The following is a 25,338-nucleotide window of genomic DNA, read 5'->3' on the forward strand; positions in this document are numbered from 1 at the left end:
ACACACAGCACCTTCCGAGGGCGGATCTCAGCTTTCCCGGCGAACGGGGAAGCGGGTCCGCCCTCGGCGTGTTACGACAGAGACAATTCCGCTTTTTCCGCTGTACCTGCACCTGTTATCTGGAGGCACCCACCATGACCACCTTCGTGGACCGCGTCGAGCTGCATGCCGCCGCGGGTAACGGAGGCCACGGCTGCGCCTCCGTACACCGTGAGAAGTTCAAGCCGCTGGGCGGCCCCGACGGGGGCAACGGCGGACGCGGCGGCGACGTGATCCTCGTCGTCGAGCAGTCCGTGACCACGCTGCTCGACTACCACCACCACCCCCACCGCAAGGCCACCAACGGCCAGCCCGGCGCCGGCGACAACCGCTCCGGCAAGGACGGCCAGGACCTGGTCCTGCCCGTTCCCGACGGCACCGTCGTCCTCGACAAGGCCGGGAACGTCCTCGCCGACCTCATCGGTCAGGGCACCACCTTCGTGGCCGGTCAGGGCGGCCGTGGCGGCCTCGGCAACGCCGCGCTGGCCTCGGCCCGCCGCAAGGCCCCCGGCTTCGCGCTGCTCGGCGAGCCGGGCGAGAGCCGGGACATCGTCCTGGAGCTCAAGACCGTCGCCGACGTGGCCCTCGTGGGTTACCCGAGCGCGGGCAAGTCCTCGCTGATCTCGGTGCTCTCCGCGGCCAAGCCGAAGATCGCGGACTACCCGTTCACCACCCTCGTACCGAACCTGGGCGTCGTCACCGCCGGTTCGACGGTCTACACGATCGCCGACGTCCCGGGCCTCATCCCCGGCGCCAGCCAGGGCAAGGGCCTCGGCCTGGAGTTCCTGCGCCACGTCGAGCGCTGCTCGGTGCTCGTGCACGTCCTGGACACCGCGACCCTGGAGTCCGACCGCGACCCCGTCTCCGACCTCGACATCATCGAGGAGGAGCTGCGCCAGTACGGCGGGCTGGAGGACCGGCCCCGCATCGTCGCGCTCAACAAGGTCGACATCCCCGACGGCCAGGACCTCGCCGACATGATCCGCCCCGACCTGGAGGCCCGCGGCTACCGCGTCTTCGAGGTCTCCGCGATCGCCCACAAGGGCCTCAACGAGCTGAGCTACGCGCTCGCCGGGATCATCGCCGAGGCGCGTGCCACCAAGCCGAAGGAGGAGGCGACCCGCATCGTCATCCGCCCCAAGGCCGTCGACGACGCGGGCTTCACGGTCACCGCCGAGGGCGAGGACCTCTACCGGGTGCGTGGCGAGAAGCCCGAGCGCTGGGTGCGCCAGACCGACTTCAACAACGACGAGGCCGTCGGCTACCTCGCCGACCGGCTCAACCGCCTCGGGGTCGAGGACGAACTCGTCAAGGCGGGCGCCCGGGCCGGCGACGGCGTCGCGATCGGCCCCGAGGACAACGCGGTCGTCTTCGACTGGGAGCCGACCATGCAGGCCGGCGCGGAGATGCTCGGCCGCCGGGGCGAGGACCACCGCATGGAGGCCCCGCGACCCGCCGCGCAGCGCCGCAAGGACCGCGACGCCGAACGCGACGACGCGCAGAAGGAATACGACGAGTTCGACCCCTTCTAAACGCACCGAACCCCGGCCCGTCTCTGCGGAGGCGGGCCGTCCGGTAGCCTCGGGGCCGGGCGTCGGCGGTTTCCGCCGGTCACACCGGGTGAACGTGCTGCTCATGTGCTGATTACGCAACACATCTGTGGGGTCGGTCACCCCGCGCAACACCCCCGGAGCGCCCAACCTCCCTGGCCAGAGGGTGAACTGCGGGTATCCGCGGGGCGAGCGACGGACGACGTCCACCTTGCGAGACGGTCACGGAGAGTGCGACCATCACACTGTTCCCCCGTCATAGCAAGGTAGGTCGTCTGTGTCTGTGCCGCATGAAGCCAAGCCCCGGACCACAGCGGTCGTGCTCGCCGGTGGGACCGGTCAGCGCGTCGGCCTCTCGATCCCCAAGCAGCTGCTGAAGATCGCCGGTAAGGCCGTCATCGAGCACACGCTGACCATCTTCGAGAACGCCGAGGGCATCGACGACGTCATCGTGCTGATGGCGCCCGGTTTCGTCCCCGACGTCGAGAAGATCGTCGCGAAGGCCGGACTGCGCAAGGTCACCCGGATCATCGAGGGCGGCAACACCCGCAACGAGACCACCGAGCGCGCCATCGCGGCACTCGGCGAGGGTCTCGCCGAGGGCGAGGACCGCAACGTCCTCTTCCATGACGCGGTCCGCCCCCTGCTGTCACAGCGTGTGATCAAGGACTGCGTCGACGCGCTGGAGCGCTACCAGGCCGTCGACGTCGCCATCCCGTCCGCGGACACGATCATCGTGACGCGTACGCACGGTGAGGACGGCGAGTTCATCACCGACGTGCCCGACCGCTCCCGGCTGCGCCGCGGCCAGACGCCGCAGGCCTTCAAGCTCTCCACGATCCGCAAGGCGTACGAGGTCGCGGCGGGAGACCCCAACTTCCAGGCCACCGACGACTGTTCGGTGGTCCTCAAGTACCTCCCCGACGTGCCGATCTTCGTGGTCGCGGGCGACGAGTACAACATGAAGGTGACCCAGCCGGTCGACGTCTTCATCACCGACAAGCTCTTCCAGCTGGCCTCCACCGCCGCCCCGCGCCAGGCCGACGAGGCCGCCTACCGGGAGCTGCTCACCGGCAAGACCCTCGTCGTCTTCGGTGGTTCGTACGGCATCGGCGCCGACATCGCCGCCCTCGCCGAGAGCTACGGCGCGAAGGTCTACGCGCTCGGCCGCTCCACCACCGGGACGCACGTCGAGAACCCGGAGCACGTGGACGACGCGCTCTCCAAGGCGTACGGCGAGACCGGCCGCATCGACTACGTCATCAACACCGCGGGCGTGCTGCGGATCGGCAAGCTGGCCGAGACCGACAACACGACGATCCAGGAAGCGCTGAACGTCAACTACCTGGCCCCCGTCCAGATCGCCCGCGCCTCGTACAAGTACCTGGCGGAGACCCAGGGCCAGCTGCTGCTCTACACCTCCAGCAGCTACACCCGGGGCCGCGCCGAGTACAGCCTCTACTCCTCCACCAAGGCCGCCATGGTCAACCTCACCCAGGCGCTCGCCGACGAGTGGGCGGGCGAGGGCATCCGGGTCAACTGCGTCAACCCCGAGCGCACCGCGACCCCGATGCGGACCAAGGCGTTCGGCCAGGAGCCCGAGGGCTCGCTGCTCTCCTCGGAGGCCGTGGCGCGCACCTCGCTGGACGTCCTGCTCTCCGAGCTGACCGGCCACGTCATCGACGTACGGCAGCAGGACCCGACGGCGGGTGCCGCCGAGTCCTCGGGCTTCGAGCAGGCCCTGGCCTCCGTGCTGGACCGTCAAGCAGATGTGTAATAATTCTTGACAAATGTGATTTTCCGGGCCTCTGTTGTCGCTTTGCGCGATGACAGAGGCCCGAATGCGTGAAGCCGCACCTTCACATTTCCGCCAATACGTGAATCAACCGGCACCCCCTGGAGCAGGTTCTTCGTGATCTCGACAGCCATTCGCCTGGCCCGTGTGGGCAGCAGGTCAGAACTGGCGGCAGCAGTGTTGATGGGGCTGGGATATCCCTGCGTCATGCTCGCCGCGCTCATTCCGAACGTCTGGTTCTTCGCGGCGGCCACAGCTGTCACGTACGTCGCGGACTGGTATCTGCACCAGCGGGGGAGCTATCTGATCAACCGGCTCGGCAAGGTGCGGGCCGGGCTGTCGATCCGCTTCCTGCTCCGGCAGCTGATGGTCATCCTGCTGCTGGCCCGCCTGGACCTCGCCGAGTCGCCGCTGTTCTACGCGGCGGTGGCCTGCTTCCTGCTCTTCTACGGGCTCCAGGCGCCGCACGGGGCCATGACGACCCTGATCCGGCTCCGCCGCACCATGCCGGTCGTCACCCGCAACGTGGACCTGCACGCGGTCCGCATCCCCGACGCCCCGCCCGGCGCGCTGCTGCGGCGCTCCGCGGAGAAGATGCTGCACCTCGATGTTCCGGCCGTGGTGGGCGTGCTGATCGCCGCCGGGACCGGTGAGGACGTCATCGGCTATGCGGGCATCGGCCTGACGCTGCTGCTGGCCCTGCTCTACCTCGCGCTGCTCGTCCCGTACGTGCGCCGCGGCCGACTGGCTCCTCCGGCCCCCGCCGTCCTCAAGGCCGTCGACAGCTGGCTGCGTGAGTACCAGCCGACGGTCGTGCTCTACTTCTCCGGCTCCAACGAGTCCGCCTACCAGGGCAACATGTGGCTGGAGACCATGAGCCGGGTCGAGGGCCGCCCGTTGATCATCATGCGGGAGCGCGGTCTCGTCCCGCAGCTCGCCGAGACCTCGGTCCCGGTGATCTGCGTCCCGGCGGGGACCCACCTGATGAACCTGGACCTCTCCACGGTGCGGGTCTGCCTCTACCCCGCGAACGTGGGCAAGAACATCCACATCCTGCGCGTCCCGACCATGAAGCACGTCTTCATCGGCCACGGCGACAGCGACAAGCTCGCCAGCGTGAACCCCTACTCCAAGGTGTACGACGAGGTGTGGACGGCGGGCCGGGCCGGCCGCGACCGCTACGCGCTGGCCGATGTGGGGATCCGCGACGAGGACATCGTCGAGGTCGGGCGCCCGCAGCTGGAGCCCATCAAGAGCTGGACGGGCACGGTCAAGAACCCCATCCCGACCGTGCTGTACGCGCCCACCTGGGAGGGCTGGGACGACAACCCGGGCAACACCTCCCTGCTGCTGGCGGGCGAGAACATCGTGCGCCGGCTGCTGAACGCCGCCGACCCGGTCCGGATCATCTACAAGCCGCACCCGTTCACCGGCATCCGCAGCGCCAAGGCCAAGGCCGTCAATGCCCGGATCCGGGCCATGCTGGCGAAGGCCGCAGCCGAGCGCGCGGCGGAGCCCCGCTGGGCGAAGGAGGCATCGTCGGCCGCCGCCGGGCAGAGCGCCGCCAAGGCCGAGCTGGCCCGGATCGAGGCGCGGCTCGCGCAGCTCGCGGCCACCGGCCGCGCGGGCGGCGACGACGCGGAGGAGTCGCGGCTCTCGCTCGCCGACCCGGTCCGGGAGGCGGAGACCGTACGCCTGAGGGCCGAGTGGAACGACGCCTACTGGCGCTCCTTCGGCTGGTGGGAGCACCGTACGGTGGCCGGCGCGCAGCCCAAGCTGTACGACTGCTTCAACGAGTCCGACGCCATGGTTTCGGACATCTCCAGTGTGGTCTCCGACTTCATCGCGAGCGGCAAGCCGTATGCGGTCACCGACTCGGCCGCGCTCGGGACCGAGGAGTTCAAGCGACAGAACACCGCGGTGCGCGCCGCGGTCATCCTGTCCAACGGCGCCGAGGAGCTGGACGCGCTGCTGGCCGCGGTGGCCGACCCGGCGGCGGACACGCTGGCGGATGCCCGGCGTGAGCTGAAGACCTACCTCCTGGGCCCGGACGAGCCGACCTCCATGGAGCAGTTCAACGCCGCCGTACGGGCTCTGGCTGCCAAGGCCGAGGCCCGTAACCTGGCCGTCGCCCAGCGGATCGGTGAGCAGGCCGTGGCGGTGCCGGACGCGGAGGCCGTCATCAGCGGCGTCGGCACCGGCGATCCGCAGGCGGCCGTCGAGGCCGACGCTGCGGCGGACCCGGACGCTCCGGAGGCCGACGCGGCTGGGGGCGAGGCGAAGGCCGCGCTCCGCGAGGGGACCCCGTCCGTGCGCTGAGCGCCGTGCAATCGCACGGTCGCACGCCGTACGTCTGATCGAACTGGCTGAAAAGCAGGCAACCCCGACCGCGACCCGTACGTCTCTCCTGAGGGAGGGGCGTACGGGTCGTTCGGCATGTTGATGCATGAAAGTTGCACAGCCGGGCAATCTGCCTCCTTTCGTGATCAAATCGACAGGTGCACATGGCCGACATGCCCAGGAAGAACCACGAGCCCGATGTCAGTGTGATCATCGGGGCGTATGACGCGATGCCCTACCTGGTCCGGTGCCTGGAGTCCGTCGAGGCGCAGACCATCGGCGCGGACCGCATGGAGATCGTCGCCATCGACGACGGCTCCACCGACGGCACTGGCGCCTTCCTGGAGGAGTTCGCCGCCCGGACCGCGATCCCCATGAGAGTCGTCCGGCAGCCGAATTCCGGCGGGCCCAGCGGCCCGCGCAACCGGGGTCTCGACCTCGCCCGCGGCCGGTACGTCTTCTTCCTCGACGCGGACGACTACTTCGGCGAGGAAGCCCTGGAGCGCATGGTCGCCATGGGGGACCGGGCGGGCACGGACGTGGTCCTCGGGAAGATCGTCGGCGTCAATCGCGGTGCCGCGAAGTCGATGTGGAAAGAGACCGTCGAGCGTGCCGACCTGTACTCCTCCAACATCAAGTTCACCCTGAGCGCGCAGAAACTGTTCCGGCGGGACCTGCTCGTACGCCTCGGCATGGCCTTCGACGAGAAGCTCAAGACGGGCGAGGACGCCCTGTTCACGATGGAGGCGTATCTGCGCGGCAACGGGATCTCCGTCGTCGCCGACTACACCTGCTACTACCTGGTGGGCCGCGAGGACCGCAACCAGATGACCAAGAAGGGCGGCTTCCAGCGCCGCTTCGACTCGGCCCGCGCCCTCATGGGACTCATCGCCGAGTACGTGCCCCCGGGCCCTCGGCGCGACACCCTGATGGTGCGCCCCTTCGTCATCACCCTGCTGCCGCAGTTCGGCCCCGGACTGGTGAAGCAGAAGGCCAAGGTCCGCGAGCGGAAGATGGCGCTCGCGGCCCCCCTGATGAAGGCTTACTGGACGCCGGGGCTCGGCCGCAACCTCAAGGTGAACGAACGGCTGCGGCTGATGTGCCTCGCCGCGGGCCGGCTCGACCTGCTCCTGGAGATCGCCGCCTTCCTGCGCGACAAGAAGGAGCCCGAGATCGTCCGCCGGGGAAACCCGCCCCGTCCGCACCTCGCCTACCCGCACTTCGGCGAGAGTTCCGTGCTCCCCGACAGCGCTTACGAGGTGACCGTCACGGAATGGGTCGGCGGACGGCGGATCGAGGCGCCGCAGCGGGGGCCCCGCCCGTCCTTCGCCCGGCGAGTGGTCCGCAAGGCCCGCCGGACCGTGCTCAGCGCCCTGCGCACCCCCCGCGCACACCGCGTCTGACCGGCAGTTCGAGGGCTGGCCGGGAGCCCTCGCCGGGGCTCCCGGCCAGCCCTCGGACGCGCCTTCCCGTCCTGGGCGCCGACCAGGGCGAGTTCGTCCTGTGAGAGGTGTCACGTCATACTGTGGGGCAACCATGAGACCGTTGAACACGTCTCATTAACGCCCCGTCTCCCTGGGGTTCATGATCTGCACGTCCCCCCGGAAAGGCCTTCCCCCCGTGGCGTCCCTCGAAGCGATCCCCGACGAGCTCAGTCGGCTCATGAAGTATTTCCCGGAGACTCCGGTCGAGGAGCGCCCCGAATTCCACCGGGCGGCCAAGGACTTCCTGGCCCAAGCCGCCCCGAAGGTCGTCCGGCAGTTCTCTCCGATGGCCCGGGTCAAATGGCACCTGGCCGCCAGCGGGCGCGGCGACGAACTGGTCGACCTGCTGCACTACGAGCGCGAGAACCCGGGAGCCTTCTCCGTCCGCGGCCTGAGGCGCGCCCGCATCGAGCTGCCCGGCGTCGAGAGCTCCTCGCTCCCCTCCTCCGTGCGCAACTTCAACCGCAGCGAGCTCCCCGTGCGCGGCAAGCTCCTCGGCCTTGCCTGGGAGGACGGCAAGCTCCAGATCAAGGGCTACGCCTACATCCCCAACGTTCCCTCGGCCACCGGCAAGCGCTCGCTGCGCGTCGCCGTGCTCCGCCGCCAGGGCAGCCGCTCCACCCTCCCGCTGCGGCTGCGCACGGTCGAGGAGCCCCGCGCCACCGCCGAGGCCAAGGGCGCACTGCACAACTACGACTGGTCCGGCTTCGAGATCGCCGTCGATCCGTCCCGCCTCCGGGTGCGCGGCCAGTGGCAGCCCGGCACCTGGCGCCTGGGCATCGGTATCCCGCGCCCCGGCGGTATGTCCGTCGGCAGCATCACCAAGAACAACGCGGGAGCGGCCGGACACAGCCTCACCCGGACCCTCGACGACGGCGTCCGCCTCGTTGCCGGCTTCGACCGCAACCGGCTGAGGCTCTCCGTCGATGTCGTCCCGGCCGAGATCATCGCCCAGGAAGCCGACGGCGATACCCTCACCGTCACCCTGCGCTCCCGCGTCACCACCCCGGCGGGCAAGTACCCCACCGCCCTGCGCATCGACCACGAGCCCAGCGGCTTCGCCACCGACCTGCCGCTCCAGCAGGGCGAGACCGGCGCCGACGGCTGGCTCCGCCACACCGCGCGGCTGCCCTTGGCCGATCTGCCCGCCGACGGCGTACGGCCCGGCAAGGCCGTCAAGTACCGCACGCTCATCGTCTTCGCCGACGGCACCACCCGCCGCGCCACCAACGGCACCGGCCCCGTCACCGGCGTCCACCCGCTGCCCGCCGGCCGCGAGCTGGCGATCCTCACCGACGGCGCGGGTAACTTCACCCCGCAGGTGCGCACGGTCCAGCCGGTCGTCGACGGCGTCGAGTGGAGCGCCGACGGCGAACTGGTCCTGACCGGCGTCTACACCGGCCCCGCCGAGCAGATGAAGATGGTCCTGCGCCACACCGGCCGCAACGAGGACCGTCCGCTGCCCGTCGAGTTCGCCGACGGCCGCTTCACCGCCCGGCTGCGCCCGGACACCATGCCCACCTACGAGGGCACCGTCTCGCTGCGTGCCGGCCGCTGGATGCCGCGGCTGCGCCGCACCACCGAGTGGGACCACACGCGCGACCTGCCCGTCACCGTCCGCCCCGACCTCGTCGGCACGCTCCCGCTGGCCCACCGGGGCGAGCACCGCACGTACACCGTCGAGCGGGTCGACTTCGACCGTATCTTCGTGGAGTCCGGCCCGGTCCTCGGCCCGGAGCTGCGTGGCGCCTACCGCCAGCGCCTGATGCGCGACGTCTACACCCCCGAGCAGCGCAAGCTGCCCCTGCGCGAGGCCGTGCTCTACAACAGCTTCGGCGGCAAGCAGTTCTCCGACTCGCCCCGCGCGGTCTACGAGGAGCTCAAGCGCCGCGGCACCGAGGTCGAGCACATCGCCATGGTCCACGACCAGCAGGTCGTGCTGCCGCCCGGCGTCCGGGGCGTCGAGTGGGGCAGCGAGGAGTGGTACGAGGCACTGGCCCGCAGCCGGTACGTCGTCACCAACGGCGGCATCCGCGAGTGGTTCGTCCGCCGCGAGGGCCAGGTCGTCGTCCAGACCTGGCACGGCACCCCGCTCAAGCGCATCGGCGCCGACCTCCTCGGCACCCCGAAGGCGAACCTGGCCTACATCGCGAGCCTCCCGCAGCGCTCGCGCCAGTACAGCCTGTTCATCACGCCGAACGCCTTCACCACCCCGATCATGACCAACTCCTTCCGCCTCCAGTGCGAGGTCCTGGAGGCGGGCTACCCGCGCAACGACGTCTTCCACGCCCCCGACCGCGTCAAGCGCGCCGCGGCCGTACGGGAGAAGCTCGGCATCCCCGCGGACAAGAAGGTCGTCCTGTACGCACCCACCTGGCGCGACGACCAGCGCTACGGCGGCCGCCGCTTCAAGCTCGACAACAAGATCGACGTCGAGGCCGCCCAGCGCGAGCTCGGCGAGGACCACGTGCTGCTCTACCGCAAGCACCACAAGGTCCTCGACTCCATCCCCGGCGCCGGACAGGGTTTCGTCTACGACGTCACGTACTACCCGGACATCGCCGACCTCTACCTGATCGCCGACGTGATGATCACGGACTACTCCTCGGTGCTGTTCGACTTCGCGCACTCCGGGCGTCCGATGCTCTTCTTCACGTACGACCTGGAGCACTACCGCGACACCCTGCGCGGCTTCTACTTCGACTTCACCTCCCGCGCCCCCGGCCCGCTGATCAAGACCTCCGAGGACCTGGTCTCGGCGATCCGGAACATCGACGCGGTCAGCGAGGAGTACAAGGAGAAGTACGCCCAGTTCCGGGTCGACTTCTGCGAGCCCTCCGACGGCCGCGCCGCCGCCCGGGTCGTCGACCGGATGCTCGCCGTCAAGGACGAGCAGCAGAGCTGAGCCCACCGGCCGCCCCCGCCGCCCGCCCGAACCCCGCCCACCGGACGTCCCCGGCCCCGCGCCGGACGTCCACCGAGCGGAACGGGCAGGCGGCGGGGGCGGCCGCTCGCGTACTGTGACGTGCCGGGGGCGGCACCGGCCGACAGGTTCCGACGCCCTCATCGGACACCGGGGCGATCCAGAGCGAGGAAGCACGTGGCAGAGCAGAGGCCGTCGCACCGAGAGGCGGCGGTGACCGGCGCCCGCAGAGTCGTCGTCAAGGTCGGCTCCTCCTCGCTCACCACCGCCTCCGGCGGCCTCGACGCCGACCGGGTCGACGCCCTCGTCGACGTCCTGGCCAAGGTCAGGGACGGCGGCGAACGCGAGGTCGTCCTCGTCTCCAGCGGAGCCATCGCCGCCGGACTCGCCCCGCTCGGCCTCGTCCGCCGGCCCAAGGACCTGGCCCGCCAGCAGGCCGCCGCCAGCGTCGGACAGGGCCTCCTCGTCGCCCGCTACACCGCCTCCTTCGCCCGCTACGGCGTCCGCGTCGGCCAGGTACTCCTCACCGCCGACGACACCAGCCGCCGCGGCCACTACCGCAACGCCTACAGCACCCTGGACAAGCTCCTGGAGATGGGCGCCGTCCCCGTCGTCAACGAGAACGACACCGTCGCCACCGACGAGATCCGCTTCGGCGACAACGACCGGCTCGCCGCCCTCGTCGCCCACCTCGTCCACGCCGACCTCCTCGTCCTGCTCTCCGACGTGGACGGCCTCTACGACGGACCGCCCGGCACCCCCGGCGCCTCCCGGATCGCCGAGGTCACCGGCCCCGACGACCTGGCCGGCGTCACCATCGGCAGCGCCGGGAAGGCGGGCGTGGGCACCGGCGGCATGGTCACCAAGGTCGAGGCCGCCAACATCGCCACCGCCGCCGGCGTCCCCGTCGTCCTCACCTCCGCCAGCCGCGCCGCCGACGCCCTCGCCGGCCGCGACACCGGCACGTACTTCCACCGCACCGGCCGCCGCTCCGCCGACCGGCTCCTGTGGCTCGCCCACGCCTCCACCCCGCAGGGCGCGCTCACCCTCGACGACGGCGCCGTACGGGCCGTGGTGGAGCGGCGCACCTCGCTGCTGCCCGCCGGAATCTCCGCCGTCGAGGGCGAGTTCAGCGCCGGCGACCCGGTCGAACTGCGCGACCCGCACGGCACCCCGGTCGCCCGCGGACTCGTCAACTTCGACGCCAAGGAGATCCCCCAACTGCTCGGCCGCTCCACCCGGGACCTGGCCCGTGAACTGGGGCCGGCCTACGAGCGCGAGGTCGTACACAGGGACGATCTGGTCCTTCTCACGCCGCGCCTCACCCCCTGAATCGGCTGAAAGTCCGGCTCTTCGGCGGGGACCTTCACCAAAACCACCCCACGCCCGGCTGTGGACTGGTCCACTTTGTAGTGGGGAAACAGGGGAACCGCACAGCAACACATCACAGGAGGCCGCCGGTGAGACGAGCGCGCCCGGGGGCGCCGCCCCGAGGCACGGCCAACCGCGCCCTGACGAGTGTCGGAGCGAGGGCGGATTTCGACCGGAATCCCCTCCCGTCGGACACCGCCGAACGGGAGCCTGTCACGACGGCGAAGGAGGAACATCCGCAGTCGAGACTCTGGCACATCACCCTCAGCGTGTCGGGCGCGGAGACTCCGCTCGCGGAGATCAGACGCGGACTGGAACAGCTCGCGCACGACCATCCCTTCCTGCTGACCAGCCGCTACGCAGGCGACCACGCGGAGATCCGCTACTGGGAAGAGGCCCGCGACCTGCACGACGCGGCCGCCGTCGCACTGCGGCTGTGGGGCGAGCACCGCTCCAGCGCCCAGCTCCCGCCCTGGGAGATCGTCGGCCTCGAAGTCATCGACCGGGAGACCTACCACCTGCGGGTCGCCGAGGGCTACGGGCCGCCGCCCGCCGCCCCCGTGGGCGTCCACCCGTACTGACGGCCGCGCCGGTGGTCCCGGGGAGGCGTCCGGCTGGCGGTCGGCCGTCTCGCATCACGGGATACGTGACGGATGCCCGCAGAGCGCGCATTACTCTGCGGGCATGACCACGCTCTCGCCCTACGACAACCTCTCCCCGGTCACGCAGGCCGCCTACCGGGCCCGCGCCGCCTCCGCCGACATCGCGCCCCTGCCGCGCGCGGCCAAGGACGACGCGCTGCTGGCCATCGCCGACGCCCTGGAAGTGCGGACCGCCGAGATCGTCGAGGCCAACGCGGAGGACGTCGAGCGCGCCCGCGAGGCCGGGACGAGCGAAGGCATCATCGACCGCCTCACCCTCACCCCGGACCGCATCCGCGCCATCGCCGCCGACGTACGGGACGTCGCCGCCCTCCCCGACCCGGTCGGCGAAGTGGTGCGCGGCTCGACCCTGCCCAACGGCATCGACCTCCGCCAGGTCCGGGTCCCGCTCGGCGTGGTCGGCATCATCTACGAGGCCCGGCCCAACGTCACCGTCGACGCCGCCGCCCTCTGCCTGAAGTCCGGCAACGCGGTCCTGCTGCGCGGCTCCTCCTCCGCCTACGCCTCCAACACCGCGCTCGTCCGCGTCCTGCGCGACGCGGTCGGCGGCTCCGGCCTCCCCGCCGACGCGGTGCAGCTCGTCCCGGGCGAGAGCCGTGACTCCGTGACGGAGCTGATGCGGGCCCGCGGCCTCGTCGACGTCCTCATCCCGCGCGGCGGCGCCTCCCTGATCCGCACGGTCGTCGAGGAGTCCACCGTCCCCGTCATCGAGACGGGCACCGGCAACTGCCACGTCTACGTCGACGCGCAGACGGACCTGGCCATGGCCGTCGACATCCTGATCAACTCCAAGGCCCAACGCCCCAGCGTCTGCAACGCGGCCGAGACCCTGCTCGTCCACAAGGACGTGGCGGACGACTTCCTGCCGATCGCCCTGGACGCGCTGGCCGAGGCCGGGGTCACCGTCCACGGCGACGAACACGTCCTGGAGCGCGCCGAGGGCTCCAAGGCCACCGTGGTCCCGGCGACGACCGAGGACTGGGAGACCGAATACCTCTCCTACGACATCGCCGCGGCGGTCGTCGACTCCCTGGACGCGGCGGTCGCCCACATCCGGCTCTGGTCCTCCGGCCACACCGAGGCGATCGTCACCACCTCGCAGGCCGCCGCCCGCCGCTTCACCCAGTTGGTCGACTCGACCACGGTCGCCGTGAACGCCTCCACCCGCTTCACGGACGGCGGGCAGTTCGGCTTCGGCGCCGAGATCGGCATCTCCACCCAGAAGCTGCACGCCCGCGGCCCGATGGGCCTGCCCGAGCTGACCTCGACGAAGTACATCGTCACGGGCGACGGACACACTCGTTAGCCGGCGCCGCCGCCCGCCCGCGGTCGCCCCCTCCGTATCGATCCGGGGGAGTTTGCGGGGTCCCTGCCCAAAAGGTCCCGGCCCGGCTACGCTGAAACCGTGCCGGACGACGTGGGGGGCAAGCCGTTTCCTGACGGCTGGGAGCCCGACGACGACCGCGGGGGCGCGGACGAGGACTTCGCCTCCGTGGTGTTCGACGAGGACTTCGTCCGGTCGGCGCCCGTCCACGAACCCACCGCAGTGGAGCGCCTCCTCGCCGCCGCCGAGGCCCGTGCCGAGGCCGAAGCGGCCCGCGCCCGCCGCAGCCGGCGCACGGACGACGACGAGTACGGCCGCTACGGCGGCTCCCGGGGCTACCACGACCCCCAGGACCTCGACTACGACCCGGACGACGGCTCCGGGGACCACGGCGACGGCTCCGGGCCCTACGGCCGCCACGGCGGCTCCCTGCGCCCCTACCGCAACTCCGCCCGCTGGCACCGGCCGGTCGCCTGGCTGCTCGCCGTGGTGATGGGCGTCGGCATGGTCTCCCTCGCCTTCAGCGCGGTCTACCGGGGCGCGTCGAACAACCGCCAGGACCAGCTGCCTCCCCCCGCCAGCAGCGGTGTGGACAAGCCCGGAGCCGCCCCGTCGGCCTCCGCGGACTACTCCCGCCCCGTGGTCTCCGCCGAGCCCCGGGTGCCCTGAGGCGGGCGCCGGGCGGCCGGCCCCCGAGGACCCTGGCTCCCCGCCCCCTGCCGTCACCCGTTCGCCGACGGCGGCCCCCGCCGCCCCCGCACTTCCCGGCGGTCTCCGCGTTTACACGGACCGCAATCGACCTACCCTGAAGATGTGACCCCTCGTTCCCAGGGGGGCTTCTCGCTGCCGCACGCCCCGCTCGGCCGAAGCAGACCGTTGCGCACCGAACCGACCGGTGTGGAGATCGGGAGAGAAGTCATGACAGGCCGCTCAGAACCGCCGGACGGCCCGCCCGAGAACCCCGCGGGCGGCGAGGACGAATACCGCTCGCTCGTCTTCGACGAATCGTTCATCCAGGCTGCCCGGATGCGGGAGTACTCGGCGCAGGAACGGATGGGCGACCACGCCCGCGCCGTCCGCACCGTCCCCGAGGAGCAGCCGCCCGTCCGCGGCGGAGGCGGCTCCCGGGCCGCCATAGCCCTCGTCGTCCTCATCGCCCTGGCCTTCGCCGTGGCCGTCTACATCGGGTTCCGCAGCCCGTATCCCCAGCCGGCCCCCCGCCGCGCCGAACCCCTGCGGACCACCGTCATCCCCCTGGCCCCCCGTGGTGCCGTCCCGGGCGGATCACCCGAGCAGCTGTACCGGGCCGAGCCGGTCTCCGGATTCCGCACGGGCGCGGAGGGCATCAACTTCCCCGCCGTGAAGCGCACCCGGAACTTCTCCGACAGCCAGATCACCGCCGCGCTCGCCACGGTCAAGGACTACCTGGTGGAGTCGTCCCTCAACCCCGACGTCCTCACCGGCTCCGTACGCCGGCCCGTCGAGCACCTCCTCGACCCGGACCAGCGCCCCCAGTTCGAACGGAGCCTGAGCGACCCGGCCGACGACGGGAGCCAAGCCGCCACCGGCTGGCTCGTCCGCTTCGACCCGGAGCGGGTGGAGCTCGCGGACCCGCAGATCCGGGTCCAGGGCACCCTCCGCTACGAGGAGGAGGCGGCGGGCGTCCTCGGCGTCGTCTCGGACCACACCTTCACCTACGTCCTGCGCCCGGCGGACGGCCCCCCGCGCAAGGACGGCGCGTCCCTGTTCACCGTGCGGCGCGAGCTGCACTTCCGCCTCGACCGGGAGGACCTGCGGCTGCACCGCCTGGAGGTGCGCACCGCCCAGGTCCAGGCCGGGCCGCAGTCCTGCTCGGCCGACGCGACCGGGATGCTCCGCCCTCTCCTGGCCGGGGAGAAGGCGGACGCCCGCGGCCCGGCCGCCACCGACCCGTACGCCTCGGGCCCGCCCACGGCGGCCCTGTGCGGGACCCTGGCGGCCGTCAGCCCTTCGACGGCCCCGAGCTCCCCTCCTCCGGGTCCTGAGAACGACCGGACGCCCCGTCCCCGCCCGTAGCGGAGGAGGAGCCGGAGCCGCCTCCGGTGAACTTGTCCCGCAGCTTGCCGCCCAGGTCGCCCGCGCCCCCGGCGATGTCGCCCACCAGCTTCATCAGCGGGTCCTTGCTGGTGCGCACCGTGTCCGCGTAGTGCGACGCGGACTGCCGGAACGAGTCGGTCACCGAGGTGTCCTTGTCCTCGTCGCGCCGGGGGTAGTGGCCGTCCATGATCCGCTGGAACTCGCGGGTCTCCGACCACTTCTTCAGCTCGGCGGCCCGCACGGCGGTGAACGGATGCGTCCTGGGCAGCACATTGAGGATCTTGAGGACGGAGTCGCGGAGGTCGCCGCTCTTCTCGTACTCGTCGGCCTGGGCGAGGAAGGCGTCCACATTCATCTCGTGGAGGTGGTTGCCGCCCGCGATCTTCATCAGACCGCGCATCGAGGCCCGGGTGTCCTGGCCCACCAGCAGCCCCGCCCGGTCCGCCGACAGCTCCGACTTGCGGAACCACTCGCGCAGCGCCGTAACGATCGCCATGATCGCCACATTGCCCAGCGGGATCCACGCGACCTTCACGGCGAGGTTGGTCAGGAAGAGCAGAATCGTCCGGTACACCGAGTGACCGGAGAGTGCGTGGCCCACCTCGTGGCCCACCACCGCCCGCATCTCCTCCTCGTCGAGCAGCTCGACCAGGCCCGTGGTGACCACGATGATCGGCTCGTCCATCCCGATGCACATGGCGTTGGGCTGCGGGTCCTGCTTCACGTACATCGGCGGGACCTTCTCCAGGTCCAGGATGTAACACGCGTCGCGCAGCATGTCGTTGAGATGGGCGAACTGCGCGTCGCTCACCCGGACGGAATCGGAGAGGAAGAGCAGCCGCAGGCTCCGCTCCGGGAGCAGCCCGCTGAGCGCCTTGAACACGGTGTCGAACCCGGTCAGCTTGCGCAGGGCGACCAGGGCCGAGCGGTCGGCGGGGTGCTCATAGGCCCGGGAGGAGATCCCGGGGAATCGCCGGCGCTGCCTGCTCGGCACGTTCTCGTGACTGTCTTCGGTCATGGATGGCCCCCTGTTCGTACGAGACGTTGCTCGTCCCCCGGACAAAACCCAGCGTATGTGCTGGCGCTACGGTGTGCGGGGGGCTGTGGATAACTTTGAGGAGCGCCCGAAATGCCGCACACCGCCGTACTGCTCGCCGCCGCGTCCCAGGAGCAGGGACCGGGAGACACTCTCCGGATCGCGCTGCTCGTCTCGATCCTCGGAGCGGTGCTGCTCGCCTGGTTCCTGCTGCGTGGATACCGCAACGACGACAACAACGACTGAGTCGCCGTGAGCGTGCCCGAGGGTCCCGCATACGATGGCCCCGACGTCTTCCTTCCGACTCACGATCGATAGGTCCTGCCGAAGATGAGCCTCACGAGCACCACACACCAGCTGGTCACTCTCGCCTCCGGGGGCGAGGGCGGCGGCAACCACGAAAGCCTCAACCCCTACCTCGTCGGCGCCGGGGCCTTCGTCGCGCTGATGCTGCTTCTGTTCATCACCATCAGCTTCAACCGCGACCGCTGAGCCAGGGGCGCACAGCTGTGCCAGTAGGCTCTGCACGCATGGGAGAGCAGGAAGTGCCTACCGGCCCCGACAAGCGCCGTATCGGCGTGATGGGCGGGACATTCGACCCGATCCACCATGGACACCTGGTGGCGGCCAGTGAAGTGGCCGCCCAGTTCCATCTGGACGAGGTCGTCTTCGTCCCGACCGGGCAGCCGTGGCAGAAGAGCCACAAGAAGGTCTCCCCGGCCGAGGACCGTTATCTGATGACGGTCATCGCCACCGCGTCCAACCCGCAGTTCTCCGTCAGCCGCAGTGACATCGACCGTGGCGGACCGACGTACACCATCGATACGCTGCGGGACCTGCGCGAGGTCCACGGCGACGCGGACCTCTTCTTCATCACCGGCGCCGACGCGTTGTCCCAGATCCTCACCTGGCGCGACGCGGAGGAGCTGTTCTCGCTCTCGCACTTCATCGGTGTGACCCGCCCGGGTCACGTGCTCACGGACGACGGACTGCCCGAGGGCGGTGTCTCCCTCGTGGAGGTGCCCGCGCTGGCGATCTCGTCCACGGACTGCCGTGAGAGGGTCGCGCAGGGGGAGCCGGTCTGGTACCTGGTGCCGGACGGCGTGGTCCGCTACATCGACAAGCGCCAGCTGTACCGCGGCGAATGAGCCACGGAGAGGGGCACCGGTGAACGACCGACAGAACCCGTACGACCCGTACTACCAGGAGCCGCAGATCGTCGGCTACGACGCGTACGGGCAGCCGGTCTACCAGCAGCAGGGGCAGCAGGGTCACGACCAGCAGGGCCAGGGCTACGACCCGTACGCCGCCCAGCAGGGCCATGGTCAGGGCCACCAGACCCAGGACACCACCGGTTACGGCTACGGCTACGACGCGTACGGCAACCCCCAGCAGCAGCCGGCCTACGACCCCTACGCCACCGGTCAGCAGGGCCAGACACAGCAGGGCCACGGCCAGGCGCAGCAGGGCCAGGGCGGCGATCAGGGGTACGGATACGGCTCCTACACCGACTACGGCTACGCCACAGGGCAGCAGCCCTCCGCGGTCGACACCGGCGAGCACTGGAGCATCCCCCAGCAGGGTGCCGCCCCCGCGCCGGAGCAGGCCCCGCCGCAGCCCCCCGTCCAGCCCTCCCCGCAGGAGGCCGGGACGGAGGCGGAGGCCGATGCCGCGCTTCCCGGGCAGCGCAAGCCCGCCCCCGACTACCGCACCGAGCAGTTCTCGTTCATCGAGGAGCCCGACGAGGACTCCGAAGACGTCATCGACTGGCTGAAGTTCACCGAGAGCCGCAGCGAGCGGCGCGAGGAGGCCCGGCGCAAGGGCCGCAACCGCATGGTCGCGCTGATAGTCGTCGCCGCTCTCGTCGTCGTCGGCGGGGTCGGCTATCTGTGGTCCGCCGACATGATCCCGGGCCTGTCCGGACCGGACGAGAAGAAGACCGTGGCCGCCGGGGCCCAGCAGCGCGACATGATCGTGGTGCACCTGCACGACACGAAGAAGGGCGGCACCTCCACGGCGCTGCTCGTCGACAACACCACCACCAAGCAGGGCACCACCGTCCTGCTGCCCAACTCCCTCGCCGTCGCGGGCGACGACGGGACCACCACCACGCTCGGCAAGTCCGTCGAGGACGACGGCAGGACCGGCACCCGCGAGGCGATCGACACCCTCCTGGGGACCCGGATCACCGGCACCTGGCGGCTGGACACCCCGTACCTGGAGAACCTCGTCGAGCTGGTCGGCAACATCGAGGTCGACACCGACACCGAGGTGCCCGCCGCGAAGAAGGGCGAATCGCCCCTGGTGAACAAGGGCGAGGCCCAGACACTCAGCGGCCCGATGGCCGTCGCGTACGCCACCTACCGCGCCGAGGGCGAGCCCGAGGCCAAGCAGCTGACCCGCTTCGGCGAGGTCATGCGGGCCACCCTGCGCAAGATCTCCGAGGACCCCAAGGCCGCCACCGTCACCATCGAGACCCTGCTCCAGGTGCTCGACCCGTCGCTGCCCGAGAAGGACCTCGGGGCCTCGCTCGCCAAGCTGGCCTCGCGGGCCAAGGTCGGCGACTACAAGACGGCCCTGCTGCCGGTCCAGGCGGACGGCACGCTCACCGAGGCGGACACCCGCGGCGTCGTCAAGGACATCCTCGGCGGCACGGTGAAGGCCCCCGAGGACGGAGCCCCGCTCCGGGTCGCCGTCCGCAACGCCACCGGGAACCAGAAGGCCGCGGAGGCCGCCCGGGTCCAGCTGGTCAACGGCGGTTACGCCTTCGTGGACAGCGGCAAGGCCGGGGCCGAGGCGTCGTCCGTGGTGCTCTACCGGTCCGCCGAGGACAAGGAGAAGGCCGTCGAGGTGGCCAAGACCCTGGGCCTCGCCGCGGACGACGTGAAGAAGGGCGAGCCGGCCGCCAACGCCGACGTGTCCGCGGTACTCGGCCAGGACTACAAGGTCCAGTAGCCCGCTCGGGGCCGTCGGCCGCTGCTTCGGCGGCGGCCGGCGGAGCCCCGCCGGTGAAACGCAGTAAGGCTCTGTCGGCGGTCCGTGAGACCCTAGGGGTTGCATCCGACCGCCGACGAAAGCCTGCATGTGACCGCCACGGACCGCTCCATCGAGCTCATCAACGCCGCCGCCCAGGCGGCCGCCGACCGGCTCGCGCACGACATCATCGCCTACGACGTCAGCGATGTGCTGTCGATCACCGACGCCTTCCTGCTGGCCTCGGCCCCCAACGACCGCCAGGTCAAGTCGATCGTCGACGAGATCGAGGAGCGGCTCCAGAAGGAGCTCGGCGCCAAGCCGGTGCGCCGCGAGGGCGACCGCGACGCCCGCTGGATCCTCCTCGACTACGTCGACATCGTCATCCACGTCCAGCACAGCGAGGAGCGCGTGTTCTACGCGCTGGAGCGCCTGTGGAAGGACTGCCCGGAGATCGCCCTCCCCGAGGACGCGGTCAAGACCCGTGGCAAGGCCGAGGAGCACGCACAGCTCAACGGCGGCACGGAAGGTGACCAGAGCTGAACGGCAGCAAGAGCGGCAAGGGCCGCAGGATCGTCCTCTGGCGGCACGGCCAGACGGCATGGAACCTGGAGCGCCGCTTCCAGGGTTCCACGGACATCGAGCTGACCGAGGCCGGTATCGGCCAGGCCCGCCGCGCCGCCCGGCTGCTCGCCTCGCTGAAGCCGGACGCCATCGTGGCCTCCGACCTCCGGCGGGCGGCGGCCACGGCCGCCGAGCTCTCCGCGGTCAGCGGCCTGACCGTCGCCCACGACGCCGCACTCCGTGAGACGTACGCGGGCGAGTGGCAGGGGCTGACCCACCAGGAGATCGTCGAGCGCTACGGCGAGCAGTACGCCGCGTGGAAGCGCGGAGAGCCGGTGCGCCGGGGCGGTGGCGAGCTGGAGACCGAGGTCGCCGACCGCGCGGCACCGGTCGTTCTGGAGCACGCCGAGAAGCTTCCGGAGGACGGCACGCTCGTCGTGGTCAGCCACGGCGGCACGATCAGGACGACGATCGGCCGGCTGCTGGGCCTGGAGGCACACCACTGGGAAGGGCTCGGCGGTCTTTCCAACTGCTGCTGGTCCGTCCTCGGGGAGGGCGCGCGCGGCTGGCGCCTGCTGGAGCACAACGCCGGCACGCTCCCGGAGCCGGTGCTCGGCGACGACGACTAGCGCCTTCCGGGCGGCCGTCCGGCCGTCGTCGGGAGGCCGTTCGCGGGCCGTCCTCGGGCGGCCCGGGCCGGATTTCACTTTCCGGCCGGTCGCAGGCTAAAGTTCATCTTGTTCGCAGCGCGGAAACGCAGGGAAACACAGCGAACAGCGGGGCTATAGCTCAGTTGGTAGAGCGCCTGCATGGCATGCAGGAGGTCAGGAGTTCAATTCTCCTTAGCTCCACAATCAGGATCCCGTCCCCATCAGGGGGCGGGATCTTCTGCATGGAGGGGCACTGAGGGCGCCGAGCGGGCTGCCCCTCTTGCGGGGCCATGGCAGAATCGGAACGCCGGAGGGGGCGACGTACCGATCGGGAGGGAGCGCGATGCCTGCGAGTCGCGAACACGTCCCCGATCAGCCTCTTGTCGCCGCCCCGCTCCCCGGTTCCGTACCGTCCGAAGATCGATCCCGTCTCGGCTGTCCGTCCTGCGGTTCGTCCCATGTGGCCCAGGTTCTGGGTGACAACGGAGGGGTCTCCTACGTGTGCACGGCCTGCGGCCACAGCTGGAGCTGACTGATGGGTGCACACAGGCGTAAATGCGACTGGTGCGGCAGCGGTACGCCCATCGTCAGGGACATGGACCCGGTCAACGCGGAATATCAGTACTGGTGCGAGGAATGCGCACGGGCGCTGATCATAAAAGGCGACCCCATCGAGACCTATCGGGAGCTGGAGGGGGAGCCGATCTACGGGCGGCTCCTGGAGGAGCACTGCACCCTCAAGCGTTTCTACTCCTTCGCGACCGCCTGACCTGTGGCCGTCTGACCTGCGGCTGAGGGGCGAACGCCTTGGATAATTCGGGCATATCGGTGCAGACCGGAAACGATTTGGTGAAGCACCGGGGGGACCGTGTAATGTTCTCGATGTCGCCAGGGGAAACCGGGCGGCAAGCAGCAAGGGGCTATAGCTCAGTTGGTAGAGCGCCTGCATGGCATGCAGGAGGTCAGGAGTTCAATTCTCCTTAGCTCCACAGGATCGACAGTAGAGAAGCGGGCCACCCGGATCGGGTGGCCCGCTTCTCTGTGTCCGGATCGGCGTGCCCGGTCAGCCGCGCCCACTGCCCAGTGCGCGCCGATTGGCGGCCGGCAGGGCGGGACGCTGTTCGGCCGGCGGCTGCTCGATACGGAGCGCCAGGGCGGGGCAGCGCCGTACGGCCCGCTGGGCACGCCCGCGCAGATGCACCGGAACAGCGGCGTCCGCCAGTGCCGGATAGCCGTCCGCGCCCAGCCGGATGAGCTCGGGGACGAGGTCCGCGCACAGACCGTGGCCCTGGCAGAGGGTCCAGTCGACCGCGAGCTTCTCGCCGCTCGGAATCGACTCCTCCAGATCCTGGTAACCGGGTGCGGGCAACGGCAGCACCCCGACCGTTTCGCGGCCGCAGCCGCCGTCCAGGACGTGTGCGGCGAGGTCGTCCGTGAACGCCGACAGGGTCGAGAGCAGGAACCGGGCGGAACCGTCCGGGTGTTTGCACGCCCCGCGGCCCTTCACGGCCTGGGTGACCTGGCGCAGGGCCTCCAGAGCGGCGGGCCCGCCGCCGTTCAGTACATCGGAGAGCCCGCCCGCGGCGGCGGGGAGCCCCAGCTTGCACGGGCCGCACTGTCCGGCGGTCTCGGCCGCCAGCCAGTTGGCTATCCGGAGGGATTCGCCGAGCGGGCAGGTGTCCGGGCCGATCGGCAGGATGGCCCCCGCACCGAGCGCGCCCCCCACGGTGGCCAGGGACTCGCGGGAGACCACGGCGTTGTGCGAGGAGACCGCGTCGATCCAGTTGCCGTGATAGCCGCCGGTCAGCACTCCCTGGGGGAGCGGCGGGGCCCCGGCCATCTCCAGGACGTACCGCAGAGGCACCCCGGTCGGCACCTCGACGACCATGGGCCTCGCCACGGCGCCCGAGACGGTGAGCAGGACGGTGCCCGGTTCGTTCGGCAGCCCGGTGTGCCCGTAGCGGCGGGGGCCGATCCGGGCGGCGACGGCGAGCTGGGCGTACGTCTCCGCGTTCGACAGCAGCGTCGGCGCGCCGCCCACCCCGGTCTCCGCCGCCCGCTCGCGCCGGCCCGGCGGCAGGGCGGGCCCGCCGTTCGCCGCCCGGATCACCGAGGACGCCTCGCCCGAGACCATGCGCTCCGGGGTGCGGACCACGCGGGCGCGCAACTGCTGGCCGCGCCGGTCGGAGAGGCCGCGTTCGGCGAGGGCGGCCCGTACGGAGATCTCCGTGGAGTTGCGGGTGACCGCGACGACCAGAGTGCGCGCGCCGAGCGCCTCCGCGGCCAGCAGCGCACCGTCCAGGATCAGGTGCGGGGCACGGTTGAGCAGGACGGTGTCCTTGCGGCAGGCGGGTTCGCCCTCACTGCCGTTGATCACCACGACGGGCCGCACCCCGCGCCGGATGGACGCCTTCGCCACCGCTCGCAGCTTTTTGCCGAACGGGAAACCGGCGCCTCCTCTTCCGCGCAGGGAGATCGTTTCGGCCAGTTCGGCCAGCCGCTCACCGGTCATCGGCTCCAGCGGCCCGTGCACCTTGAGGTGCATGGCGAGGTCGAGCCGCTCCACCAGGTCGAATCCGGTGGTCAGTTGCGGCAGTCCGACGACGCGGACCTCGGGCACATCGGGGAGGGGGACGTTCACTGTCGGTCTCCTGCGGGTGCGTGCCAGGGTTCGCCGGCCGGGGGCGCGGTGAACGGCCCGGGCTCCGGTTCGGCCCGGGGCGCGGCGAAGGGGGAGGGAGCGGGGGCGGTGGTGTCGTACGTGCTCGGTGCGCCGGAGTACGCCGAGGTCTCGTACGTCGGCGTCCCGGGCCCGGACGCGCTGGTTCCGGGCGTGCCGGATTCCGGAGCGGCGTGTTTCGGCTCGGCGGGTTCCGTGGTCCCGTACCTCGGCGTGCCGTGCTCCGGTGTTTCGTAGGGGGACGTCGCGTAGGAGTGCTCCTGCGCGGTGTACGCCGGTGGGTCCTGCGGGGGCGGACCGTGGTGCGCCTGTCCGGGCGGGGCAGGGGACGGCGAGGGCCAGCGCGGCTCCGGTGGGGCCGGCGCGCCCGGCATGCCGCCGCCGAGCGAGACCGCGCGGTACCCGGCTGTTATGCCCGTTCCGGGTCCAGGCCCCCTCTTCCGCCGCCCCGGGTCGGGCAGCTCCTCCGGCGGGCCGAAGGCGAGGCGGTCGGCGCTGCGGGGCGGAGGTTCGTACAGCGGGGGCTCGTACGGCGGAGGCGCGTCCAGCGGCGACAGGCCGCCGTACAGCGTTTCTGTCGGCGCTTCGTGCAGCGCGCCGGGGACCGCCGTGGGAGGGGGCGCGACCGGGGGTATCGGCGCCGAGAGCGTGCGCGGGCGCACCGGCGTGCCCCGTACATCCCGGCCCGTCTCGCTCCAGGCGGCAGGATCGGACCAGGGCTCGCCGGGAGACGAGGAGGACTCCCGCAGGACCGGGTCGGGGGCGGCCGGGGGCCCCTGGCCCAGCAGTTCGGCGACCCGGTCGGCGATCCGCCGCTTCGTCGGGCGCGGCAGCAGCCGCAGGCACAGCGCCCCGGCGACTCCGGCGAGGCAGAGCCCGTACATCACGACCACCCAGGTGGCAGGCGCGCGCCCCGCGTACAGGCCGTGGATCAGCGCGGCGCACCACGCCGGATACGCCAGCGCGTGCAGGACGCGCCACCGGCCCGCGATCCCGCCCGTGTCCCGGGGCGACCCCAGCGACTGCCCGAGCCGGGCGGCCTTGGGGGAGGGCTGGGCGAAGGCGCTGCGCAGAGCGCCGGTCGCGGCCGTGACGACCATCAGCAGCCCGGCCAGCGAGCCGAAGCCGATCAGCCCCGCCGCGCCGGTCACGCCGAGGCTGAAGGGTATGAGGGCGCCGATCAGAGCCACATGACCGAGGGCGACCTTCACGGTGCCGTGCAGCAGCAGAAAGCCGAGCGCGGCTATGGCGGTGGCCCGGTGGATGCCCTGGCAGACGATCCGCTGACGGGTGGAGAGGAACAGCCGGTCCGTGGCCAGCAGGCCCCAGGCGACGGCCGCGCTGAGGGACACCAGCGACAGGACGCCTGTGGTGAAATCGAGGGTGGCGCGCAGCTCGTCGCTTCCCGCGACGGCGAACAGAGGGACGAAGACCAACGCGGCGACAGTCAGGCCGCCCTGTACCGGCCGGCTCATTGCGGGGCTCATGCCGGTGGATACGCGGATCTTGCGATGAGGGTTCATGGGGGCGACTCCGAATAGTTCGGCAAAGCGGTCCCGTTGCCGCATGCTAGGACGCCCCGTACCAACCAGTACGAGGTTTGCTCGGTTGCCCCGATAGAGGTCGGTACGCGGAGTAACCCTGCTTCCCGGGCGTTCTTCCTGCCCCCGAGGTCGTCCCAGTGCTTCGCGAAAACCTCACGGGAAGCGCGCGGGATGTACGCGCGACAGCCACGGGAACCCCACGTTCCGGCTACGGAGAGTGATGTGTGGGTGCTGGGGGTCCGGGCTCGTGCTGGTGATGTCCGCCCTCCGGTTACTCCCCGCTCCCTTCCGGGTCCGTGCGGTACCCTGACGCCATGCGTGCCGTAC

Annotated in this window: 21 protein-coding genes and 2 tRNA genes; 20 read left to right on the forward strand and 3 right to left on the reverse strand. The window is 71.0% G+C overall.

The window, feature by feature from the left end:
• Window positions 1–134 precede the first annotated feature (134 nt).
• From obgE to IE140_RS06455, 10 genes are all read left to right on the forward strand, one after another.
• Window positions 135–1,571, forward strand: coding sequence for a GTPase ObgE (gene obgE / locus IE140_RS06410; RefSeq protein ID WP_032762077.1), 1,437 nt, complete (start codon window positions 135–137; stop codon window positions 1,569–1,571).
• 295 nt (window positions 1,572–1,866) lie between these two features.
• On the forward strand, window positions 1,867–3,366 hold the full coding sequence (locus IE140_RS06415) for a bifunctional cytidylyltransferase/SDR family oxidoreductase (protein WP_093441659.1): 1,500 nt from the start codon (window positions 1,867–1,869) through the stop codon (window positions 3,364–3,366).
• Window positions 3,367–3,591: 225 nt separating this feature from the next.
• On the forward strand, window positions 3,592–5,703 hold the full coding sequence (locus tag IE140_RS06420) for a hypothetical protein (protein WP_229826714.1): 2,112 nt from the start codon (window positions 3,592–3,594) through the stop codon (window positions 5,701–5,703).
• 185 nt (window positions 5,704–5,888) lie between these two features.
• The gene (locus tag IE140_RS06425) at window positions 5,889–7,127 is read left to right on the forward strand and encodes a glycosyltransferase family 2 protein (RefSeq protein ID WP_150196545.1); all 1,239 of its coding nucleotides are present in this window, start codon (window positions 5,889–5,891) and stop codon (window positions 7,125–7,127) included.
• A 217-nt stretch (window positions 7,128–7,344) separates the two neighbouring features.
• Window positions 7,345–10,113, forward strand: a complete 2,769-nt coding sequence (locus tag IE140_RS06430; RefSeq protein WP_150196546.1) for a CDP-glycerol glycerophosphotransferase family protein — start codon at window positions 7,345–7,347, stop codon at window positions 10,111–10,113.
• A gap of 195 nt (window positions 10,114–10,308) precedes the next feature.
• A complete protein-coding gene (gene proB, locus IE140_RS06435; protein ID WP_006124382.1) occupies window positions 10,309–11,463 on the forward strand; it encodes a glutamate 5-kinase in 1,155 nt (384 codons plus the stop codon).
• Between the two features lie 128 nt (window positions 11,464–11,591).
• Window positions 11,592–12,083: a DUF8830 family protein gene (locus IE140_RS06440; protein WP_100560595.1), complete on the forward strand. Its 492-nt coding sequence runs from the start codon at window positions 11,592–11,594 to the stop codon at window positions 12,081–12,083.
• A gap of 103 nt (window positions 12,084–12,186) precedes the next feature.
• Entirely contained in the window at window positions 12,187–13,470 is a 1,284-nt protein-coding gene (locus IE140_RS06445) for a glutamate-5-semialdehyde dehydrogenase (protein WP_150198523.1), read from the forward strand.
• 99 nt (window positions 13,471–13,569) lie between these two features.
• Complete coding sequence (locus IE140_RS06450) at window positions 13,570–14,157, forward strand: SCO2584 family spore wall biosynthesis protein (protein WP_093441674.1); 588 nt, start codon at window positions 13,570–13,572, stop codon at window positions 14,155–14,157.
• A gap of 249 nt (window positions 14,158–14,406) precedes the next feature.
• The gene (locus tag IE140_RS06455; RefSeq protein WP_150198531.1) at window positions 14,407–15,543 is read left to right on the forward strand and encodes an SCO2583 family membrane protein; all 1,137 of its coding nucleotides are present in this window, start codon (window positions 14,407–14,409) and stop codon (window positions 15,541–15,543) included.
• Here the strand turns inward: IE140_RS06455 and IE140_RS06460 are convergent.
• A complete protein-coding gene (locus IE140_RS06460; protein WP_150198529.1) occupies window positions 15,470–16,582 on the reverse strand; it encodes a M48 family metallopeptidase in 1,113 nt (370 codons plus the stop codon). The genes IE140_RS06455 and IE140_RS06460 overlap by 74 nt on opposite strands.
• A gap of 111 nt (window positions 16,583–16,693) precedes the next feature.
• On the opposite strand from IE140_RS06460, the gene IE140_RS06465 reads away from it, so the two are divergent.
• The 10 genes from IE140_RS06465 to IE140_RS06505 all read left to right on the forward strand — a co-directional run bounded on the left by IE140_RS06465 (window position 16,694) and on the right by IE140_RS06505 (window position 21,776).
• Window positions 16,694–16,846 carry a hypothetical protein gene (locus IE140_RS06465; RefSeq protein ID WP_006124376.1) on the forward strand — a complete coding sequence of 51 codons (153 nt, stop codon included), beginning with the start codon at window positions 16,694–16,696 and terminating at the stop codon, window positions 16,844–16,846.
• An 84-nt stretch (window positions 16,847–16,930) separates the two neighbouring features.
• Window positions 16,931–17,092 carry a hypothetical protein gene (locus IE140_RS06470; RefSeq protein WP_006124375.1) on the forward strand — a complete coding sequence of 54 codons (162 nt, stop codon included), beginning with the start codon at window positions 16,931–16,933 and terminating at the stop codon, window positions 17,090–17,092.
• 38 nt (window positions 17,093–17,130) lie between these two features.
• Window positions 17,131–17,748, forward strand: coding sequence for a nicotinate-nucleotide adenylyltransferase (nadD, locus tag IE140_RS06475; RefSeq protein WP_010070672.1), 618 nt, complete (start codon window positions 17,131–17,133; stop codon window positions 17,746–17,748).
• Between the two features lie 19 nt (window positions 17,749–17,767).
• Window positions 17,768–19,555, forward strand: coding sequence for an LCP family protein (locus IE140_RS06480; protein ID WP_189460181.1), 1,788 nt, complete (start codon window positions 17,768–17,770; stop codon window positions 19,553–19,555).
• 129 nt (window positions 19,556–19,684) lie between these two features.
• The gene (gene rsfS, locus IE140_RS06485) at window positions 19,685–20,116 is read left to right on the forward strand and encodes a ribosome silencing factor (protein WP_006124372.1); all 432 of its coding nucleotides are present in this window, start codon (window positions 19,685–19,687) and stop codon (window positions 20,114–20,116) included.
• Window positions 20,113–20,766 (forward strand): histidine phosphatase family protein, encoded by a 654-nt coding sequence (locus tag IE140_RS06490; RefSeq protein ID WP_006124371.1) that lies wholly within the window; start codon window positions 20,113–20,115, stop codon window positions 20,764–20,766. The genes rsfS and IE140_RS06490 overlap by 4 nt, the downstream gene beginning before the upstream one ends.
• Window positions 20,767–20,915: 149 nt before the next feature.
• Window positions 20,916–20,988: transfer RNA gene (locus IE140_RS06495), tRNA-Ala, on the forward strand.
• Window positions 20,989–21,130: 142 nt separating this feature from the next.
• The gene (locus IE140_RS35875; protein WP_078566424.1) at window positions 21,131–21,319 is read left to right on the forward strand and encodes a hypothetical protein; all 189 of its coding nucleotides are present in this window, start codon (window positions 21,131–21,133) and stop codon (window positions 21,317–21,319) included.
• Window positions 21,320–21,322: 3 nt separating this feature from the next.
• Window positions 21,323–21,556, forward strand: coding sequence for a hypothetical protein (locus IE140_RS06500; RefSeq protein ID WP_003969224.1), 234 nt, complete (start codon window positions 21,323–21,325; stop codon window positions 21,554–21,556).
• Between the two features lie 147 nt (window positions 21,557–21,703).
• A tRNA-Ala gene (locus IE140_RS06505) sits at window positions 21,704–21,776 on the forward strand.
• A gap of 74 nt (window positions 21,777–21,850) precedes the next feature.
• On the opposite strand, the gene IE140_RS06510 is transcribed toward IE140_RS06505, so the two are convergent.
• Both IE140_RS06510 and IE140_RS06515 read right to left on the reverse strand, forming a co-directional pair.
• Entirely contained in the window at window positions 21,851–23,428 is a 1,578-nt protein-coding gene (locus IE140_RS06510; protein WP_150198354.1) for an NADH-quinone oxidoreductase subunit NuoF family protein, read from the reverse strand.
• The gene (locus IE140_RS06515; protein WP_189460184.1) at window positions 23,425–24,942 is read right to left on the reverse strand and encodes a ferric reductase-like transmembrane domain-containing protein; all 1,518 of its coding nucleotides are present in this window, start codon (window positions 24,940–24,942) and stop codon (window positions 23,425–23,427) included. The genes IE140_RS06510 and IE140_RS06515 overlap by 4 nt, the downstream gene beginning before the upstream one ends.
• Between the last annotated feature and the right edge of the window lie 396 nt (window positions 24,943–25,338).

The sequence above is a fragment of the Streptomyces parvus genome, assembly GCF_014648875.1.
Taxonomy (GTDB): domain Bacteria; phylum Actinomycetota; class Actinomycetes; order Streptomycetales; family Streptomycetaceae; genus Streptomyces; species Streptomyces parvus.